Source organism: Bacteroides sp. ET336, assembly GCF_024733815.1.
GTDB lineage: Bacteria > Bacteroidota > Bacteroidia > Bacteroidales > Bacteroidaceae > Phocaeicola > Phocaeicola cellulolyticus.
Window position 1 is genome coordinate 1 of sequence record NZ_JANRHK010000016.1, and the last position, 20,106, is coordinate 20,106.

Consider the following 20,106-nt stretch of genomic DNA (forward strand, 5'->3'; position numbering starts at 1 on the left):
AAAAGATATATGCCCCACTACTTGTAGATATCACAAGTTCAGACTTCATAATCTTAAAACAACATCTCTTCCATGTCTACTACCTGATTAATTAGGTTACTTGCTTTAATTGTTATAGTCCACAAATTTAATTACGAAAACAGATTACAAATAATTACTCATCATATTCTTCAGTACATAGGTTTAAAAGTATGACAAACAAAATATATAAACTAGAAAAGCTTATATTATTAAAACAGAAAGCAGCATATCAAGAAATCCCACTTAGCGCCAGTGAACCAGCATTCAAAGCACATGCAAGGAAAAAGCAGTCACTTTTTCGTCAGATGGTGTTAGGAATTCCATACAATCCCAAACACAAGTTCGGTAAGTATGGGGCTTTCCTCATGGAGCCATTCGCTTCATTAGGATATAATTTCTGTGAGGTTTATCGAAACGATATACTTAATGGCATAAAGGAGCGATACGGGAAATTGAATACAGCTCTCCATGAGGGACTTATGGGCAATATGCTTAGGAGTGAACATATCCCATGGAATGTATTTTATCCAATGAAATCTGACCTGCAAGCCACAGCCGCTCTATTAAAAGAAATTCTGATAACCGACGAGATAGATAATGTAACAGATGTTCGTATAGAATGGGCTCCGCAAAAAGAAAGCGCACTTGATGACAACACTTCATTCGATACATATATTGAATATATGTACAATGGGAAAAAATGTGGTGTAGGTATTGAAGTGAAATATACTGAAGAAAGATATCCTTTTGGAAAATTAGAAAAAAAGAGAGTTATGGAGCAGGAAGATTCTCTATACGCTACCAAGACTCGACAATGCGGATTGTACACAAATGAGATATGCAACCACCACCTAAGTGAAACATTGCTTTGCAAAGATGACTACAGGCAGATATGGAGGAATCATTTATTAGGTGCTGCGATGGTTATGAACGAACAAATCGACAGATTCCATAGTATCACACTTTATCCCAATGGTAATATCCATTTCAAGAAAGTACTTCCTGAGTATGAAAAATTACTGTCGGAATATGGAAAAGCAACATTCGGCTATATTACCATCGAAAAATTCATCCTTCTTATATGTAAGCACTTTGAGATGAATGAAAAGAACAAGCAATGGGTAGACTATCTGAATACAAGATATCCTTTTATCTAAGAATGAATAAAAAAACATTACTCAATTATTTATAATAACCAAGTAATTTGTAATTTTGTTATAATTCATGCGAACTATTAAAATCTCAAATGATTATGGATAAAGAAGTTTTGGATTTTGTAACATTTTGCATCAGCTCATTGGCTGTACATCTTCATCTATCACAGAGAGAAGTTTATAAACGGCTTAAAGAATCAGGGATACTGTATGGATACATTGTCCCCTCATACGATGTACTGCATACATTTGGTTCGCGTTATCTGATGGAAGACCTGACAGATTATATGAAAGAGAAAGGAGTTCTATAATTATGAAAGTATATCATGCTTCAAGTGTTATAGTAGAAAATCCGGACACGATACATTCAAGGGAGTATCTTGATTTCGGACAGGGATTTTACATTACAACAATACGTGAACAGGCTGAAAAATACGCACAGCGTTTTCTGCGTAGAGGTAAACCTGCTTGGCTCAATATATATGAGTTAAGTTATAATATTGATAAATGGAACTTACTTCGTTTTGATTCATATAACAGCGAATGGTTGGATTATGTCGCAAATTGTCGTATAGGAAATCCTGTAGAACTTTATGATATGATTATTGGAGGTATTGCCAACGATCGTGTTATTTTAACATTAGACAGATATTTCGCAGGTGAATTATCCAAAGAGCAAGCGTTAGGTTTATTGAAATACGAAAAGCCAAATATCCAATTATGTATTCGGTCACAACAAATGATAGATGAATGTTTAACTTATATTGAAAGTATTAAATTATGACAGGAGTTTCAAAACAAATATATAAAGGAGTAAAATGCTCAAACATAATATCAAGCTTGAGTGAGATGTATCATATAACAATTGAAGAAGCTACAGATATATATTATAGTTCTGAAATAGCAGACCTTATAGACGAGGGTATTGCTGACCTACATTGCAGAAGTGACAAATATCTTGCTACAGAAATCTGGAATGATTATATCGCTCAAAATCATAATTAAGAATATCTCATATTCTCCTTTGAAAACCCGAAAACTTTTAATATCTTGACAACATAAATCTTTAAAAAACACTTATTTTATGGAAATCTGGCAAATATGGCTTGCCATAGCACTGGCACTTGTTATAATAGAAATAATCACCGTAGGTTTTGCAGCATTATGTCTGGCTATTGGAGCCGTTGGCGCAGCGGTGGCATCTTGTTTCACCGACTCTTTGGTATGGCAGATTACGGTATTCGCTGTTTTCACCTTAATATCATTTATCTATATACGCCCGTTCATGCTCAAATTTCTTTCAAGGAAGAAAGATTCGCCTAAAAGCGGAGTGGAAGCTCTTATCGGACGGACAGCCATCGTTGAGGAAGACATCATTCCGGAAACAAATAGCGGACGCGTAGCCATCGACGGGGACAGATGGAAAGCAGTATCAGAAAATGGCGATAGTATCACCGCAGGCGAGAAGGTAGAGGTCCTGAAAGTGGACAGCATAATCCTTACCGTCAGGAAAGTATGACTAACTGTATTATAAACTTATAAAAAACATTCATTATGGGAGCTTTGATTATTGTAGGGCTTGTGGCACTTGTTGTGATAGTTTTCGCAGTGCAAGGGCTTAAAATTATCCGACAGGGGGAAACAAAAGTGATTGAGAGATTGGGAAGATACCACAGCACGTTGTCTTCCGGTATAAACATAATATGGCCTATTCTTGACAGACCGAGAAAAGTTTATACACGGTATGTGGTGACCAGAATGAACGGCACTACACAGACACTGATAAGGATGTCGGACGTGATAGACCTTCGTGAACAGGTTTACGATTTCCCGGAACAGAGCGTGATTACCAAAGATAATGTGACTACCAGCATTAACGCATTGCTGTATTTCCAGATTACAGACCCGTTCAAGTCTGTATATGAGATAGAAAACCTGCCTAACGCAATAGAGAAACTTACGCAGACAACTCTACGTAACATTATCGGTGAGCTGGAACTGGACGAAACCTTGACATCGCGTGATACAATCAACTCTCGTCTTCGTGAGGTTCTTGACGAGGCAACAAACAAATGGGGAGTTAAAGTGAACCGTGTGGAACTGCAGGACATCACTCCTCCCGAAAGTGTACGCCGTGCCATGGAACAGCAGATGCAGGCAGAGCGCGAACGCCGTGCAAAGATCCTGAAGGCTGAAGGTGACAAGACATCGAAGATTCTTTATTCCGAAGGAGAAAAGGAAGCTCAGATAAACCAGGCCAAGGCACAGAAAGAATCGCAAATCCTTATGGCTCAGGGCGAGGCTGAAGCTAAAATACTTCAGGCTAAAGCGGAAGCCGAAGCCATTGAGAAAATTGCTGAAGCAATTAAAGGTTCCAGTTCAGACCCTGCTTCTTATCAGATTGCTCTGAAATACATTGAGACACTTAAGGAAATGACAAGCGGAAAGGATAACAAGACCGTTTATATCCCATACGAAGCGACCTCCCTATTAGGCTCTTTGGGAGGCATAAAAGAGATACTTAAAGGATAAACCCACGCTTAATTTAAACGTGCCCGTGTTTGACTTTAAACGTGCCCGCATTCGAAATCAAATGCGGGCACGTTTTTTTTCAGTGAAAACAGAATAAAATTTCACCTCCACAAACAGCCGTTTCACCTACGTTTTTATCAGCCTCGTAAAATACCGACACCGGAACAATGACATAATACATATTTTTGCACTATTATCAGAAATAACATAATCACGCAAAAACTATGTTTAAAAAAATCGTTCATTTCTCTATCAGAAAAAACTGTTCGTGGTTCTCACCACCTTTTTCCTGTTAGCGGGCGGAATCTATTCAATGCTTACGTTGCCAATAGATGCCGTGCCGGACATAACTAACAATCAGGTGCAGATAGTAACTGTATCGCCTACCCTTGCGCCACAGGAAGTGGAACAGCTCATCACATTCCCGATAGAAATCGCCATGAGCAACATCATGAATGTGGAAGAAATCAGATCTGTGTCAAGATTCGGACTTTCGCTCGTTACAGTGGTTTTCAAGGAAGACGTACCGACTCTGGATGCCAGGCAGTTGATTAACGAACAGATACAAACCGTGGCAGGTGAAATCCCGCCAGAATTGGGCACGCCGGAAATGATGCCTATCACTACCGGATTGGGAGAAATATACCAGTATGTACTTAAAGTAGCTCCCGGGTACGAGGACAAATATGATGCCATGGAGCTGCGGACCATCCAGGACTGGATAGTGAAAAGACAGCTCTCAGGAATACCCGGCATAGTGGAGATAAACAGTTTTGGCGGTTATCTGAAACAATACGAGGTGGCTGTTGACCCTGACGCTCTGTATTCACTGAATATCACTATAGGCGAAGTGTTCTCTGCACTCAGCAAGAACAACCAGAATACCGGAGGCAGCTATATAGAAAAGGTGAACCGTGCATACTATATCCGTTCGGAAGGTATGATTAATGACATCAAAGACATAGAACAGATTGTAGTGACCAACCGTGGCGGTATTCCTGTACACGTAGCAGATATAGGTAAAGTGAGATTTGGCGCTCCAAAACGTTTCGGAGCCATGACAAAGGATGGTGAGGGAGAATGTGTGGGCGGCATAGCGATGATGCTTAAAGGCGCAAACGCCAATGTCGTGACAGGGGAACTTGAGAAACGCATGGAGAAGGTCCAGAAGATGCTTCCCGAAGGTGTAAGCGTAGAGCCTTACCTGAACCGTTCTGAGCTTGTAAACAGAAATATATCCACAGTAATAAAGAATCTTATAGAAGGCGCCATAATAGTATTCCTTGTACTGATTATATTCCTCGGAAATGTCAGGGCAGGACTTATCGTGGCATCAATCATTCCTCTTGCCATGCTTTTCGGATTCATCATGATGAGGATATTCGGTGTGTCGGCCAATCTTATGAGTCTTGGGGCCATAGACTTCGGAATTGTGGTGGATGGTTCGATAGTGATACTTGAAGGAATCCTTGCGCATATCTACAGCAAAGGAATGATGGGCAGGACATTCACCCGCGAAGAAATGGATGAAGAGGTCGAGAAAGGTGCGGGCAACGTGGTGAGAAGTGCCACCTTTGCCGTACTTATCATCCTGATAGTGTTTTTCCCTATCCTCACTCTTACAGGAATAGAAGGAAAGTGCTTCACCCCTATGGCAAAGACATTGGTGTTCTGTATCATAGGAGCATTACTATTGTCACTGACATACGTACCTATGATGGCATCGCTGTTCCTGAAAAGAACCGTTTCTGTGAAACCTACTCTTGCCAGACTAGTTTTTCTCACGTCTCGCCTATTATTACAAAAAAGCATTGGACTTTTGTCTGAAACACATCTGGGGCACTATCGCTACATCGTTTGTGGCTCTTATAGCATCGCTGTTTCTGTTTACCAAGCTTGGAGCAGAATTTATCCCTACCCTCGATGAAGGAGACTTTGCAATGCAGATGACACTGCCTGCCGGAAGTTCCCTGAGCAAAAGTATCAGTGTCTCGCTTGAAGCAGAGAAGATTCTGAAAGAGAAATTCCCCGAGATAAAGCATGTAGTGACAAAAATAGGTACAGCGGAAGTGCCGACAGACCCTATGGCTGTGGAAGACGCGGACATAATGATTGTGATGAAACCTTTCTCTGAATGGACATCGGCCAAGAGCAGGGACGAAATGGTGGAAAAGATGAAAGCTTCACTCGAAAGTATTGAAGACGTAGAATTCAACTTCAGCCAACCTATCCAGCTCCGTTTCAACGAGCTTATGACAGGCGCTAAAGCTGATATAGCGATAAAACTGTATGGCGAAGACATGGAAGAGCTGTATAGCAAGACCAAAGAGGCAGCTCGGTATGTCGAGCAGATTCCAGGGGCATCGGATGTACTTGTAGAACAGGCTATGGGACTACCACAGCTTTTGGTGAACTATGACAGAGCCAAAATTGCCCGTTATGGTATCGATATTGAGGAGTTGAACACCATAATCCGTACTGCATACGCAGGAGAAACTGCCGGAGTTGTATTCGAAAACGAAAGGCGCTTCGACCTCGTTGTACGTCTTGACAACGAGAAGGTAAAGGATCTGAACATAAACAGACTGTTTGTACGTACTGCCGAGGGTGTACGCATACCGCTGAGTGAAGTAGCCGAGATTTCTTTCCAGAACGGACCTCTTCAGATAAACCGTGACGCTACGAAACGACGTGTGGTAATTGGTGTAAACGTAAGAAATGCGGACATCAAACAAGTGGTATCAAAGATTCAGGAGTCACTGGACAAGAACATAAAGCTCAAACCGGGATATTACTTTGAATACGGAGGGCAGTTCGAAAATCTTCAGAATGCCATCAACACTCTTACTGTTGCGATACCTATAGCGTTGATGCTCATCCTGCTATTGCTGTTTTTCGCATTCAGAAGCGTAATTTATTCGCTTGTGGTATTCTCTACCGTACCATTGTCACTTATCGGTGGTATCGTGGCGTTATGGCTCAGAGGATTGCCGTTCAGTATATCAGCCGGAGTGGGGTTCATTGCCCTGTTCGGGGTGGCAGTATTAAACGGTATTCTTATGATTAACCATTTCAACGATTTAAGAAAGAAAAACGAATACACCATGTGTACGGGAAGTATAATAAGACACGGATGTCCGCATCTGCTGAGACCTGTATTCCTTACCGGACTTGTGGCTTCATTGGGATTTGTGCCTATGGCTATAGCTACATCAGCCGGTGCGGAAGTACAAAGGCCATTGGCTACAGTGGTGATAGGCGGACTGATTGTATCTACAGTTCTGACACTGATTATCATTCCTGTGTTCTATAAACTTGTAAATAATATTTCACACTCGATTATGAGAAAAAAGAATTGCAGAAAGATGAGCGGTACAGCACGAACCATAGCAATGACAGCGATTATCCTGTCATTTGCCGTAGGTGCCAATGCCCAGAGCAGTGAGGCTAAACGAGTAAGCATGGAGGAAGCTATAGAGATTGCACTACAGAACCACCCAAGACTGAAAGTCGCTACTGCCGAGATAGAAAAGTCGAGAGCAACAAGAGGAGAAATATGGGACGGAGGAAGCACTTCTTTCAGCTATGCCTGGGGACAGTTGAACGGTGAGTTCAATAAAGACAATGAAATGAGCATAGAGCAGTCGCTAGGTTCATTCCTGACACCATTCTATAAGAATTCTCTTGTAAAATCGCAGGTCAGTACAGGAGAATACTATCGTAATATGGTTAAAAAGGAAATCATAGCCGAAGTTAAGCGTGCATGGACATATTACCAGTATGCCAACAGCATATACAGTCTGTACAAGCATCAGGATGAGATAGCACAGAGTGGAGATTTGCGCTATTCTCAGGGAGATATCGACCTGACAGAGAAAAACATGATTTCTGCTATGGCTGCAAATATGCGTACCATGCTGCTCCACTGGCAGGAAGAAGTTTCATTGGCAAAGAAAAGGCTGACATGGGTATGCTATTCAGACATTCAGATATTGCCTTCTGACGATTCTCTTGCAATATTCCAGAGCAGTGATACTGATTTATTGCCATCGGCAGACCATCTGAACTATTTCTTGGGAAAAGTGGATGAGCAGAAGAAACTGCTACAGATAGAAAGAAGCAAGTTCTTCCCTGAATTTTCATTCGGATATACACGTCAGAAAATCGCTCCTCTGAAAAACCTTAATTCGTGGATGGTAGGAGTTTCATTCCCGATATTGTTCTTCCCTCAGAAAAGCAGAAGCAAGCAGGCTAAAATCAGTCTGAGAATAGCGGAATGGGAAGCTGACAACAACAGAACCATGCTCAACAATAAGGTGGAAGAGCTGAAAGGCAGACTGAGACAGCAGAAAGAGAGTCTCCAGTACTTCACCGAAGCGGCACTCAATGAGGCAGAGTCGTTACAAAACAGCGCAGTGTCACGTTACGGTGCAAACGAGATAGACATCACTGAATTTGTACAGAGCATCAATTCAGCAAGAGACATAAAGAAATCATATATTGAGACTGTATATAACTACAACGTATCAGTACTCGAACTTGAACTATACACAGATAAATAACATCAAGACATGAAAAAGATATTTTTACCGATTAGCATATTCTCAGCCTTTATCATAATGGGCTGTTCGGGAGAAAACAGTTCATCAAATGAAACAGTAAGTGAAAACATCACTATTGAAGACACTACAGCAAATAGCAATGCGGAATCAGAAGAAACAGACGCCAACACCGGAGCTACACAGGTAATGCCTCCTGTGTCATTCAACGGAGTAATAATAATGCCTCCTAAAATGAGTTCCACACTTACACTGACCATGGGCGGCTCAATACACGAAATATCCGTATTTGAAGGCGACTACGTGAAAAGCGGAGAGATAATAGCCTCGCTAAAAAATCCGGATTTCATTCTTCTGCAGCAGGAATTCCTGACTGCCAATGCACAGACAGAATTCCTGGAAAAAGAATTCAAAAGACAGGAAAAACTTGTCTCTGAAGAGGCTGCATCTGAAAAGAAATTCGAACAGAGCAAGGCAGAATATCTTTCCATGAAGAGCCAGCTGGAAGCATCGAAAGCTAAACTTGCACTGCTGGATGTTGACACAGACAAACTTCTGAAGAACGGTATCAAAACGTATCTTGAGGTAAAGGCTCCGATAAGCGGATATGTCACAAATATGAATGTAAATCTTGGAACATATGTAGGTGAAGGAGAATCGGTATGTAAAATCATAAACAAATCGGAAATAATGCTTCTCCTTACAGCATACGAAAAAGATCTTGCACATCTGAACATCGGTGATAATCTGACATTTACTGTAAATGGCATAAAAGATACTACGTTTAATGCAGAAATTACATCTATCGACCAGACTGTAAACACAGAAAACCGATCTATAAACGTATATGCCAAGGTGAAGGAAACAAACAAATTATTCCGCCCGGGCATGTATGTAAATGCGCAACTGAATAAAAATATGTAACTTTGCGGAATGAAATATTTCAGCAGAAACAAATATCATTTGCTGGTAAATGCCATTGGGATAACCGTGGCATTTACCATGAATTTTCCGGAACTGATAGCGTTATTCAGTCCCGAAGAGGCCAACACTGTATATCCCGGGTTAGACTGGACACAGGTTGGCAGCGAAGTTCTGTTCACCTACCTCTCTATTATCATACTGTTCTGGCTTAACAGAATAATTTTCAGATTCAATGGCGAAAGCATAGAATTAAGTACAAAAAAAGTATTTATCATGTTTTTCCTGGATCTGTTGCTTAACGGAATCATGGGAAAGTGTTTCGTACTTCTTCACAGGACATACGGCATACCCGCCATTGAAGCCAGTGTACACGTATATACACATCCACTGAGAGATTTCCTTCTGGCAGGAATAATCACCCTGAGCTGTTATCTGATGAACAGAAGCCTGAAAAGCAGAAAGGTGATGATGGAAATGCAACAACTGAAGATAGAGAACATAGCCAATCAGTTTGAAGCATTGAAAAACCAGTTAAACCCACACATGCTTTTCAATTCGCTTAATACACTATATTCACTGATAAGGGAATCACCTGAAAAAGCCCAGGAATATCTGAACGAACTGTCAAAAGTAATGAGATATACCTTACAGAAAGACAGTGACTCACATTCCATATCAGTAAAAGAAGAAATGGAATTCGTGTATTCCTACATATATCTTCTGAAAATGAGATATGAGGACAATCTTACATTCAAATTCGAAATTGCCGAATCTGAAATGAACAAGAAGCTTCCAAAAATGTCTATACAGTTACTGATAGAGAACGCAGTTAAACACAACGAGATAAGCAACAGACATCCGTTAAGCATAGAAGTCAGAACAAAGAATGATTCCATTGAGGTTTCCAACAGACTACAGCTAAGAAGAGGCACTGTAAGCAGCACGGGCATAGGGCTTAGCAACCTGAGCAACAGATATAAACTGTTATATAAGAAAGATATTGAGATAATTGAAACAGATAACACATTTACTGTTGTTTTACCTCTTATATAAACCAAGACTGATATGAAGATATTTATCATTGAAGATGAAAAAGCAGCACTAAGAAATCTGAAAGCCATATTGGAGGATGTGTGCAGTGAAGCCGAAATAGTTGGCTGTGCTGACAGTATATGCGAAAGTCTGGAGTGGCTGGAAAACAATCCGATGCCCGACCTAATATTTATGGACATACATCTGGCCGACGGCTCTGCATTCGAAATTTTTGACAGTATAGATATAACCTGCCCTATTATTTTCACCACTGCATACGATGAGTATGCCCTGAAAGCTTTCAAGGTAAACAGTATAGACTATCTGCTGAAACCTATCAATGCTGAGGATCTGAAGAAAGCATTTGACAAACTAAAACTGCTTCACACAAATATGCCTTGCAAAGAACAGGAAGCAGCCCAACAGAACAACATGATAAATGAAATAATAAAAAGGCTGAATAAGGAAGAAAACTATAAATCGCATTTCCTTATTCCGGAAAAAGGCGACAGATTCATACCATTGGCTGTAGAATCTATTTTGTTCTTCTATATATCAGACGGACAGGTAAAGGCAGTCAATGCTGACGGAAAGCAATATCCTTCCACTCTTTCACTGGACGAACTTACGGAAATGCTGAATCCAAAACTTTTCTTCAGGGCAAACCGCCAGTTTCTCATTTCAAGAAAAGCAATAAAGGACATCAGCCTGTGGTTTAACGGACGTCTGGTAATAAACCTGAACATTCCAATGGACTTGAAGGATAAAATCATTATAAGCAAGGCTAAGGCCTCAGAATTTAAGGAATGGTTCTGATTTTGACTGTCATTTCCACAGCTTCATAATATCGGTTTCACCCCAATACCAATGGGTGAAGCCTGCTATCACATTCTTATATCTGTAAACTGGAGTACCGGCATCATTGCCACGTGTATTATTCACTGTCAGACACTTGATATCACGCAGTTCTGTTTTATCATCAATACCGAAAGAAGAATACCGGAATTCATGACCTTTAAGAGATATACCATTCAAATCTAAAGAACGGTATCCTGTATGCAGGCAGGAATCTTTCATTGTACAATGAAACGGAAACACGCCACTCATTTCGTATGCACTGCCACCATCGCGTACCGTCAGAGAGCTTGACAATAAAACCAAACCACCACACTCTGCCAATAAATGTCCACCGTTTTCAGCATATTCCTTCAATTGTTTCATAAAAGGTTTTCTTCTGTGTAATTGGCGTGCATAAAATTCGGGATAACCTCCTGGGATATACACAAGATCAGCTTCCGGAAGATTATTTCCGTACAGCGGACTGAAAAAAGTAATTGTACCTAAAGCCGATAGACAGTCAAGATTTTCCTTATATATCTGGTTAAATGCAGAATCGCGCGCAATCGCTATACGATATTTCCTTGGACTATAGAATTGGTATGCGGTTTCTTCTACATCGGAAGTATATGGTAACGTATATTCACATGGGAAAATACGTGTACACATTTTCAAAATACGGTCTATATCCATATTTTGCTCTATATAAACCGACACCTTTTCTGAAATCTCGTCTATTTCAGCCCTTACGGTCTGTGTATATGCTGAATGACGCGAAGGAAGTTTTAAGGTATCATCAAACGGAATATATCCCAGAGTGTGCAGCCCTGCATCGTTACAGGCATCCTTTAAATAAGAAAAATGCGTAGGAGATGACACTTGAGTGAAAACTACACCAACAATCCTTACCTGAGGACGGAAGAACTTATATCCATAAAGCATCGGAGCAATGGAATATGCAGCAGATCTGGCATTGACAACCAATATTACAGGAACTGAAAGAAGTTGCGAAATCTCCGCACTACTGCCTTGCATTCTCTTATATCCGTCAAACAATGCTGAATTACCTTCTATGACACTCACATCTGACTTCTCTCCATATTTGTTATACACATACTGGAGATGTGTCCGTCCTGCAAACCATGAGTCAAGATTTACAGAATCTGTTCCTGAAGAAATGGCATGCAATTGTGTATCCATAAAATCGGGACCACACTTGAACGGCTGCACCTTTATCCCCCTCTTTCTCAAGGCACGAAGAAGCCCTAAAGCGAAAACTGTCTTTCCGCTCCCGGATGTTGCTCCTCCTATGAGAAATTGTGGTTTCATTCAGTTACAGTCGATTAAAATTGCAGTTGCAAAAGTACAAAAAATATTCTTTCTGCATAGCATTGCCTGATGTCTATACCCATAAATTCAATGTTGCACTAGTTTTTTATGCCTATTTTTTGTAATTTCGCACAACTTTTTTCGACTTCAAAAGTCATAAGAACACAAAATACGAAATAACGATATGAATATAAAGTTTTTAAGCCTTGCCAGTGGAAGTAGCGGAAACTGCTATTATCTGAGCAATGGTAACACGTCCGTATTGATAGATGGTGGGTTGGGAATACGTTCAGTAAAAAAGATTTTTAAGGAACACTGCATAGATTTGAATGAGATTAAAGCCGTATTTGTTACACACGACCATGCTGACCACATCAAGGCTGTAGGCCATCTGGCAGGAAAGCACAACATACCTATATATGCAACACCGGAAGTGCACGAAGGTATGAAAAGAAGCTACTGTATGACTGAAAAGCTGGCCGAGAACATGAAAAGATATATCAGCAAAGGAGAGACTGTCCAGCTGAACGATCTTGAAATTACATGTTTTGAGGTCCCACACGACTCGACAGACAATGTCGGGTATAGCATAAAGATATGCGACAAGGTGTTTACGTTCATAACAGATATAGGACGCATCACTCCTACCGTAGCCCAGTTTGTAAGCATTTCCGACTATCTGGTGATGGAAGCGAACTACGATAAGACTATGCTTGACACAGGGCCTTATCCTACCCACCTGAAAGAAAGAATTGCAAGCGGCAACGGACATTTATGCAACAAGGAACTGGCAGAGTTTATTTCCTGTAATTTTCCTTCACAACTGAAATACCTGTGGCTATGCCATTTAAGCAAAGACAACAATCATCCCGAACTGGCTTTGAAGACAGTAGAAACCGCTTTAAAATCAAAGGATATAATTGTTGGCAGAGATCTGGAAGTTGTTCCTTTGAGAAGAACGTCGCCTACAGGAATCTTTGAACTGTAAATATTTCAGGAACGTATTTTGGAAAGAAAATCCGATATAAAAGGCAGCATTTTTTCCGGTTCAGACAGTCCATCGCACAATGTCTCGACAGGGCAACGTCCTGTTCCGTCACGGTTTATAATATAATTTGTCTCTATATCAAAATCGGTAATTACTCCGGCACTGCGCAATAAGGCCAATGCCGGAGTACTTATTATATGTGTATGAAGTCTTGAAACTTTTCCTAAAATCATTAGTGCAGCTGCTCCCTTCCCTACTACCTTATCGGCTATTGAAGCTCCTCCAAGTAATTCAGGCTCAGTCATAAGTATATTATACAAATCTGCTACACCTCTGCGTGAGAATGTCCGCATTTCAGCACCATTGCCTATGACGCACGACCAGCCGCCTTTCTGCAACTCATCTTTCAATGACGACATCTCACCATTCCAAGATTGAATCATAACTTATTTTGCTTTAATGACTCTACAAAACTGTCTATACGATGCAATTCACGAGGAATATTTATATCCTGCGGACAATGCTCTATACATTGTTTGCAGCCAATGCAATGGCTTGCCTGTCTCAGTTTAGGGACACTTCTGTCGTAACCTACAAGATATGCCCTGCGTGCCTTGTCATAATTCTCGTCCTTACTTGACTTCGGTACATTACCTTCGTTGACACACTTGTTGTAGTGAACCAATATGGCAGGAATATCTATACCGTATGGACATGGCATACAGTATTTACAGTCATTGCAAGGCACTGTAGGATATTTCTTTATAAGCTGTGCTGTCTCTTCAAGGAATTCCTTGTCCTCATCTGTAAGATGGACTAATGGAGAGTATGTACGGATATTGTCCTGCAAATGTTCCATATATGTCATACCGCTCAGGACAGTAAGCACCTTATCCCAAGTTCCGGCAAATCGGAAAGCCCAAGATGCAACACTCTCAGTCGGTCTGTTCTGTTTAAACCTGTCAACTATATGTTGTGGGACATTCGACAAACGACCACCAAGCAACGGTTCCATTATTATTGCCTGAATATTACGTTTTTCCAACTCCGCATAAAGATATTCTGCATTTACATTATTTCCTGATGCATGACGCCAGTCAACATAGTTCAACTGTATTTGCACGAAATCCCAATGCACCTTTTCGTGCATGGCAAGTACCTCATCGAACACTTCTTTTGTACCATGGAACGAAAATCCGAGATTACGGATTCTCCCTGCTTTTCTTTCCTCAATGAGATAGTCAAGCATTCCGTTCTCAATATATCTGGCACGGAAAGTCTTTATGCCGCCATTGCCGATGGAATGAAGCAGATAATAGTCGATATAGTCCACCTGAAGTTCCTCGAACGACCTCTTGTACATCTTTATGGAATTCTCGCGCGTATAGTTAGAGAAATTCGACAGCTTTGTTGCTACATAGAATTTATCCCTCGGATGACGTTTAAGAGCTATACCTGTCGATTTTTCCGACCATCCCTGAACATAAACCGGAGACGTGTCGTAATAGTTCACTCCATGCGCCATGGCATAGTCAATAAGCTCATTTACTGCATCCTGATCTATCACATTACCGTCACCTGCCGGAGATTTAAGTGTAGGCCATCGCATACAGCCATATCCCAGCAATGAGACCTTGTCACCACGGCTGGAAGTACGATATGTCATCTTATCCACTGGAACCGGCGAAGTAGGGTCTGAAGAGACATTTTCATCAGATTTACCTTTTCCACATCCATAAAACAGTCCGCTAACCGTAGCTGTACTTATCCCTACTATCTTTATAAAATCCCTTCGATTTATATTTTTCTTTTCCATACTACAATCTTTATTATTAAATCATTCTATGGCGTTCATGTCCCTCCACATATATTGCGCTGAAAGGACGTGACGGACAAAGGTTCTCACATGCTCCACAGCCTATACATCTTTCCACATTGACAGAAGGTATTCTAGGGGAGTTCTTATCGTCTTTATCCCGGCGTATCATCTTTATGGCGGCAGCAGGACAATGACGGGCACAGTTACCGCATTCCACTCCATCCTTAACCGCAACACAGTTCTCCATTATGAATACGGCATGTCCTATCTGGGTAGAAGCCTTGTCGGCCAGTGAGATAAGATTTATTGCACCTGTAGGACACACTTCGGAACACTTGGTACATTCCGGACGGCAATAGCCTTTTTCATACGACATTTCAGGCTGCATAAGACGCATAAGGTCCGTTGAAGGACGCAACACCTGATTGGAACATACAGAGACGCACAACTGGCATCCGGTACACTGCTTGGCGAAACTGTTCTTGCTCAATGCTCCCGGAGGAAGTATAGGTGTATTTCTATGAGGAACTTTCTTGTCTATTATTTTTGCAAGTCCGCCGTCAACCTTCATTTCCTGTGCCTTCAATGCACTTCCTGCTGTAATCACTGCAGCAGTTGTAAGAAATGCTCTTCTGGAATTGTCTGTTTCCCCCTTACTATCTGTCTTCACCTCATTTCCCTTGTCCTTACGGAAGCGAGATACATAATGTATAGCATCATGCTTACATGAATCAAGACAATTCATACATGCCACACAACGTGTGTAATCTATGTTATGATTCTTGATGTCGATACATGACGATTTGCACTGTCTGGAACAAAGACGACAGTTCTTACATTTATCTTTGTCTATCTCAATTCTGAAAATATAGAATCGTGAAATAAAGCCCAATATTGTACCTACCGGACAGATAGTATTGCAATAAGTACGTCCGTTACGCCATGCCAGAACAAATATTGTAATGAAAGTGACTATGGCTATAATAAATGTAGGAAGAGTCTTTATCCAAACCTCTGTAGAATAAAAAGCATAACTTTCTGCACGTTCTGCAAAATATGCCAGGATATTATTGCCAAACTGCCATATCGGAGCCAACAGATTTGAGGCTATCCTTCCGTATGAGCTATATGGCGACAGCAAAGCTACCACCGAGCCTGCTCCTAGAAAAAATGCGGCGATAAATATTGCCAGAACTACATATCTCAGATAAAAGAGTGCCGGCGAATAGGTGAACCTGTTTTTCTTATTCTTACGCATCCCGCCGATACGCGAAATCACATCCTGCATAATTCCTAAAGGACAAATAACGGAACAATATACACGCCCCAGAATTAATGTGAGCAGGAATAAGAATACCAATACCACTGCATTTACAGCAAATAAAGCCGGCATAAACTGAATTTTTGCCATCCAACCAAACCAGGCATGCACTGTCCCGGTAAAATCAAGGAACAATAGTGTTATACAAAGGAAAAACACCAGTGCAAGAATCTGTCTAACTTTTCTCAACATAATATAATAATGTCATTTATATACATATTCATACAAAAGTAGAAATAATAAGAATATTTTTGAAGAATTATACATGCAATGTGTAAGCGACAGGCTCTAATTAGAATGAGTATAGATAATCCGTTCCCACCACATACACTTTGAATAATCGTTTTTTTTTATCATATTTGCCTATAATATTATAATATCAACTTTATGGAAAAGAAATACATCTTTATATTCGCTCTAATATGTCTTCTCACAAGCTGTGGTTCAGTTCCACTGACAGGCAGAAAACAATTATTACTTGTTTCCGATTCTGAGGTTCTGTCGTCAAGCCTCACACAATATAATGATTATATCAAGACTGCACAAAAATCGACATCTTCATCACAAACGGCTATGGTCAAACGTGTAGGTCAGAAGATAGCCGCAGCTACAGAAGAGTATCTCAGACAAGCAGGGATGTCGGACGAGATCAAGAACTTTTCCTGGGAATTCAATCTTGTAGCCGACAAACAGGTCAATGCGTTCTGTATGCCTGGTGGAAAAATTGTGGTTTACGAAGGACTTATGAAACTAGTAGCATCAGACGATGAACTGGCTGTTGTGATAGGTCATGAGGTGGCACATGCCGTAGCTAAACACAGCAATGAAAGAATGAGCCAGCAGATTGCGGCACAATATGGGTCGCAAATACTTTCGGCTGCATTGTCTGAAAAAAGTGCTATGGTAAAAAACGTAGCTGGAACAGTTTACGGAATAGGTGCGCAGTATGGCGTGATGCTTCCTTTCTCAAGAACGCATGAGCTGGAAGCCGACTATATGGGGCTTATACTGATGACAATTGCCGGATATAATCCTGAAGTTGCCGTTAATTTCTGGCAGAAAATGTCGGCACAGTCCGGTGGCGGTGTTCCTGAATTTATGAGCACACACCCAAGTGATGCACACAGAATAAACGAAATAAACAAGATATTGCCAGAACTGAAAAAGTATAAAAAATAAGCTAATACTACCCTGAAAATCCTCAAACCACAAAACCTGATACAATGAAAAAAAGAACAATCTCATTCTTATTGTGCCTGTCGTTCCTAGCAAACTTCAATGTTACGACAGCACAAAATGTAATTCCGCACCCCCAAGAAATGACGGTGAAGGAAGGTAGATTAGAACTGTCCTCTGATTTGGCATTTAAAACAAATCTGACTGGAAAAGAGCTTGATGATATGGTGAGCTATATCAAAACTACTCCATTGAAAATAGACTATTCTGCCGACAACCGTTCGGACAGATTTATTAAAATGGAAACAGTCTCCGACAATAATTTAGGAGACGAAGGATATATTCTCAAAATATCTCCTAATGGCATAGAAATTTCAGCGCAAACATCATCAGGTCTTTTCTACGGCCTGCAGTCTGTATTACAACTGGCAGAAGAGAACGATTACAACTTCATTACTTCTATCGAAATTCTAGACAAACCGCGATTCGAATACCGTGGATTGCATCTTGACGAATCACGACACTTCAGCAGCAAGGAATTCGTAAAGAAACAACTTGATGCGCTGGCACGTTACAAGATGAACCGATTCCACTGGCACCTGACAGACGGAGCCGGATGGAGAATTGAAATAAAAAAATATCCCCGACTTACAAATTTCGCCGCATGGCGCCCATATGAGACATGGAAGGAATGGTGGAATTCTGACAGACATTACTGCAATCAGGACGACGCCAACGCTTACGGAGGCTATTACACACAAGATGATATAAAGGAGATACTTGATTATGCAGAAAAAAGGCACATCACAATAATCCCCGAAATAGAAATGCCCGGTCACTCGGAAGAGGTACTTGCAGCTTATCCCCTATTGTCATGCTCAAACGACATGTACAAGAATTCTGATTTCTGTATAGGCAAAGAAGCCACTTTCGATTTTCTGCAAGACGTACTTGACGAAGTGATTGACCTTTTCCCTTCACATTACATACATATTGGCGGTGATGAAGCAGTAAAGAGCGGATGGAAAACATGTCCTGACTGTTTAAAGAGGATGAAGGAAGAAGGTCTTGACAACATAGATGAGTTGCAAAGCTACATGATACACCGCATAGAACAGTACGTGAACAGCAAAGGACGTGACATCATAGGATGGGATGAAATACTTGAAGGAGGACTTGCTCCAAATGCCACTGTCATGTCATGGCGTGGAGAACAGGGAGGAATTACTGCCGCAAAAGCCGGTCATAAAGTAGTTATGACACCGGGAGAATTTTGCTACCTTGACGGTTATCAGGCAAATCCTTCCACCGAGCCTGAAGCCATTGGCGGTTATCTGACTCTTGAAAAGGTATATTCGTATAACCCTATACCAGCATCATTCAATAGTGAACAGGCAGAAATGATTTTAGGCGTACAGGGTAACGTGTGGAGAGAATACATGCCTACTCTTGAGCATACGGAATATATGATTTATCCGCGTATCCTTGCAATAGCAGAAGTGGGATGGACTATGCCGGAGAATAAGAACTGGAATAATTTCAAAGAACGTGTAAACAATGAAATTCCAAGACTTATAGACAAGGGATTCAACCCTTATACCCTTTCGGCAGATATAGAAACAAGAATACGCATTGATTATGACAAAAAAGAAATAAAAGTTGCCTTGACATGCGAGAAAACCGGTGTAAACATCCATTATACCACCGATGGAACAGAACCCGATGTAAACTCACCTATATATAAAGATTCGCTGACAGTGAAAGGAACAATGAAACTGTCCGCACGCGCATTTGCCAATGGCAAACCTGTAGGTAAAGTTCTCGAAAAAGACATTGATTACCATAAGGCAATAAAGAAGAAAATAACACTCAAGACCCAATATTCCAAAAACTATCCGGCATCCGGAGAAAGTACCCTTATAGACGGATATCATGGAGGACAAGGTTATAATGACGGAAAATGGCTGGGATTTCTCAATACCGATGTTGACGCTGTTATAGATTTAGGAGAAAAGACCGGCATATCAAATATATCTATTCTTGGAATGCAGGCCAAAGGGCCGTATGTGTGGCTGCCTAAATACATTCAGGTACAGATTTCGAATGACGGTAAGAAATTTAAGGACATGGACACTTTGACACATGATATTCCAACAGACATGGAAGGCGTAATATTCCATGATTTCACATGGGAGGGAAAGGCAACAGCCAGATTTATAAGAATATACGCTAAAGCGGTAGATATAGACGGAGGATGGATTTTCCTGGATGAAATTGTCGTTAAATAAATTCATGACATCAACATAAAAATATTTAAGCCCTAAAGATCATTGCGACCTTTAGGGCTTATTATTTAGCTGCAATACATTCAAAATAAATGAACGCACGTTTTACTAAAAACGACAGTTCATTTT

Annotated in this window: 17 protein-coding genes and 1 pseudogene; 14 read left to right on the forward strand and 4 right to left on the reverse strand. The window is 40.8% G+C overall.

The annotated features are described in order from the left end of the window. The first annotated feature begins 191 nt into the window (after positions 1-191). The 11 genes and pseudogenes from NW213_RS12995 (at position 192) to NW213_RS13040 (ending at position 11,038) form a co-directional block, all read left to right on the forward strand. A complete protein-coding gene (locus NW213_RS12995; protein ID WP_258323043.1) occupies positions 192-1,178 on the forward strand; it encodes a hypothetical protein in 987 nt (328 codons plus the stop codon). A gap of 95 nt (positions 1,179-1,273) precedes the next feature. Then, on the forward strand, positions 1,274-1,486 hold the full coding sequence (locus NW213_RS13000; protein WP_154042757.1) for a DUF3791 domain-containing protein: 213 nt from the start codon (positions 1,274-1,276) through the stop codon (positions 1,484-1,486). 2 nt (positions 1,487-1,488) lie between these two features. Further along, positions 1,489-1,959, forward strand: a complete 471-nt coding sequence (locus tag NW213_RS13005; RefSeq protein ID WP_258323044.1) for a DUF3990 domain-containing protein — start codon at positions 1,489-1,491, stop codon at positions 1,957-1,959. Further along, positions 1,956-2,180 (forward strand): DUF3791 domain-containing protein, encoded by a 225-nt coding sequence (locus NW213_RS13010; protein WP_154042759.1) that lies wholly within the window; start codon positions 1,956-1,958, stop codon positions 2,178-2,180. Before NW213_RS13005 ends, NW213_RS13010 begins: the two co-directional genes overlap by 4 nt. A gap of 79 nt (positions 2,181-2,259) precedes the next feature. Further along, positions 2,260-2,694, forward strand: a complete 435-nt coding sequence (locus NW213_RS13015) for an NfeD family protein (protein WP_154042760.1) — start codon at positions 2,260-2,262, stop codon at positions 2,692-2,694. Positions 2,695-2,729: 35 nt separating this feature from the next. Further along, positions 2,730-3,707, forward strand: coding sequence for an SPFH domain-containing protein (locus NW213_RS13020; RefSeq protein ID WP_154042761.1), 978 nt, complete (start codon positions 2,730-2,732; stop codon positions 3,705-3,707). Positions 3,708-3,931: 224 nt separating this feature from the next. Next, positions 3,932-7,040, forward strand: a pseudogene (locus NW213_RS13025) (efflux RND transporter permease subunit); the annotation flags it as partial. Between the two features lie 128 nt (positions 7,041-7,168). Then, positions 7,169-8,269: a TolC family protein gene (locus NW213_RS17025; RefSeq protein ID WP_375338149.1), complete on the forward strand. Its 1,101-nt coding sequence runs from the start codon at positions 7,169-7,171 to the stop codon at positions 8,267-8,269. 9 nt (positions 8,270-8,278) lie between these two features. Further along, on the forward strand, positions 8,279-9,190 hold the full coding sequence (locus NW213_RS13030; RefSeq protein WP_258323045.1) for an efflux RND transporter periplasmic adaptor subunit: 912 nt from the start codon (positions 8,279-8,281) through the stop codon (positions 9,188-9,190). A gap of 9 nt (positions 9,191-9,199) precedes the next feature. Further along, the gene (locus tag NW213_RS13035; protein WP_258323046.1) at positions 9,200-10,243 is read left to right on the forward strand and encodes a sensor histidine kinase; all 1,044 of its coding nucleotides are present in this window, start codon (positions 9,200-9,202) and stop codon (positions 10,241-10,243) included. A 12-nt stretch (positions 10,244-10,255) separates the two neighbouring features. Further along, entirely contained in the window at positions 10,256-11,038 is a 783-nt protein-coding gene (locus tag NW213_RS13040) for a LytTR family DNA-binding domain-containing protein (protein ID WP_154042764.1), read from the forward strand. A gap of 9 nt (positions 11,039-11,047) precedes the next feature. On the opposite strand, the gene NW213_RS13045 is transcribed toward NW213_RS13040, so the two are convergent. Continuing rightward, positions 11,048-12,388 (reverse strand): cobyrinate a,c-diamide synthase, encoded by a 1,341-nt coding sequence (locus NW213_RS13045; RefSeq protein ID WP_154042765.1) that lies wholly within the window; start codon positions 12,386-12,388, stop codon positions 11,048-11,050. Positions 12,389-12,572: 184 nt separating this feature from the next. Here NW213_RS13045 and NW213_RS13050 point away from each other — a divergent pair, with 184 nt between their 5' ends. Beyond that, positions 12,573-13,376, forward strand: coding sequence for an MBL fold metallo-hydrolase (locus tag NW213_RS13050; protein ID WP_258323047.1), 804 nt, complete (start codon positions 12,573-12,575; stop codon positions 13,374-13,376). Between the two features lie 5 nt (positions 13,377-13,381). On the opposite strand, the gene NW213_RS13055 is transcribed toward NW213_RS13050, so the two are convergent. Genes NW213_RS13055 through NW213_RS13065 form a run of 3 tightly spaced genes read right to left on the reverse strand, consistent with a single transcriptional unit; the run spans position 13,382 to position 16,708 of the window. Continuing rightward, entirely contained in the window at positions 13,382-13,795 is a 414-nt protein-coding gene (locus tag NW213_RS13055) for a DUF1893 domain-containing protein (protein WP_154043070.1), read from the reverse strand. A gap of 20 nt (positions 13,796-13,815) precedes the next feature. Beyond that, positions 13,816-15,192: an aldo/keto reductase gene (locus NW213_RS13060; RefSeq protein WP_258323049.1), complete on the reverse strand. Its 1,377-nt coding sequence runs from the start codon at positions 15,190-15,192 to the stop codon at positions 13,816-13,818. Between the two features lie 16 nt (positions 15,193-15,208). Continuing rightward, positions 15,209-16,708, reverse strand: a complete 1,500-nt coding sequence (locus tag NW213_RS13065) for a 4Fe-4S binding protein (protein ID WP_258323050.1) — start codon at positions 16,706-16,708, stop codon at positions 15,209-15,211. A gap of 195 nt (positions 16,709-16,903) precedes the next feature. Here NW213_RS13065 and NW213_RS13070 point away from each other — a divergent pair, with 195 nt between their 5' ends. Both NW213_RS13070 and NW213_RS13075 read left to right on the forward strand, forming a co-directional pair. Continuing rightward, positions 16,904-17,695 (forward strand): M48 family metallopeptidase, encoded by a 792-nt coding sequence (locus tag NW213_RS13070; protein WP_154042769.1) that lies wholly within the window; start codon positions 16,904-16,906, stop codon positions 17,693-17,695. Positions 17,696-17,739: 44 nt separating this feature from the next. Then, positions 17,740-19,980, forward strand: coding sequence for a family 20 glycosylhydrolase (locus tag NW213_RS13075; protein WP_154042770.1), 2,241 nt, complete (start codon positions 17,740-17,742; stop codon positions 19,978-19,980). Positions 19,981-20,106 lie beyond the last annotated feature (126 nt).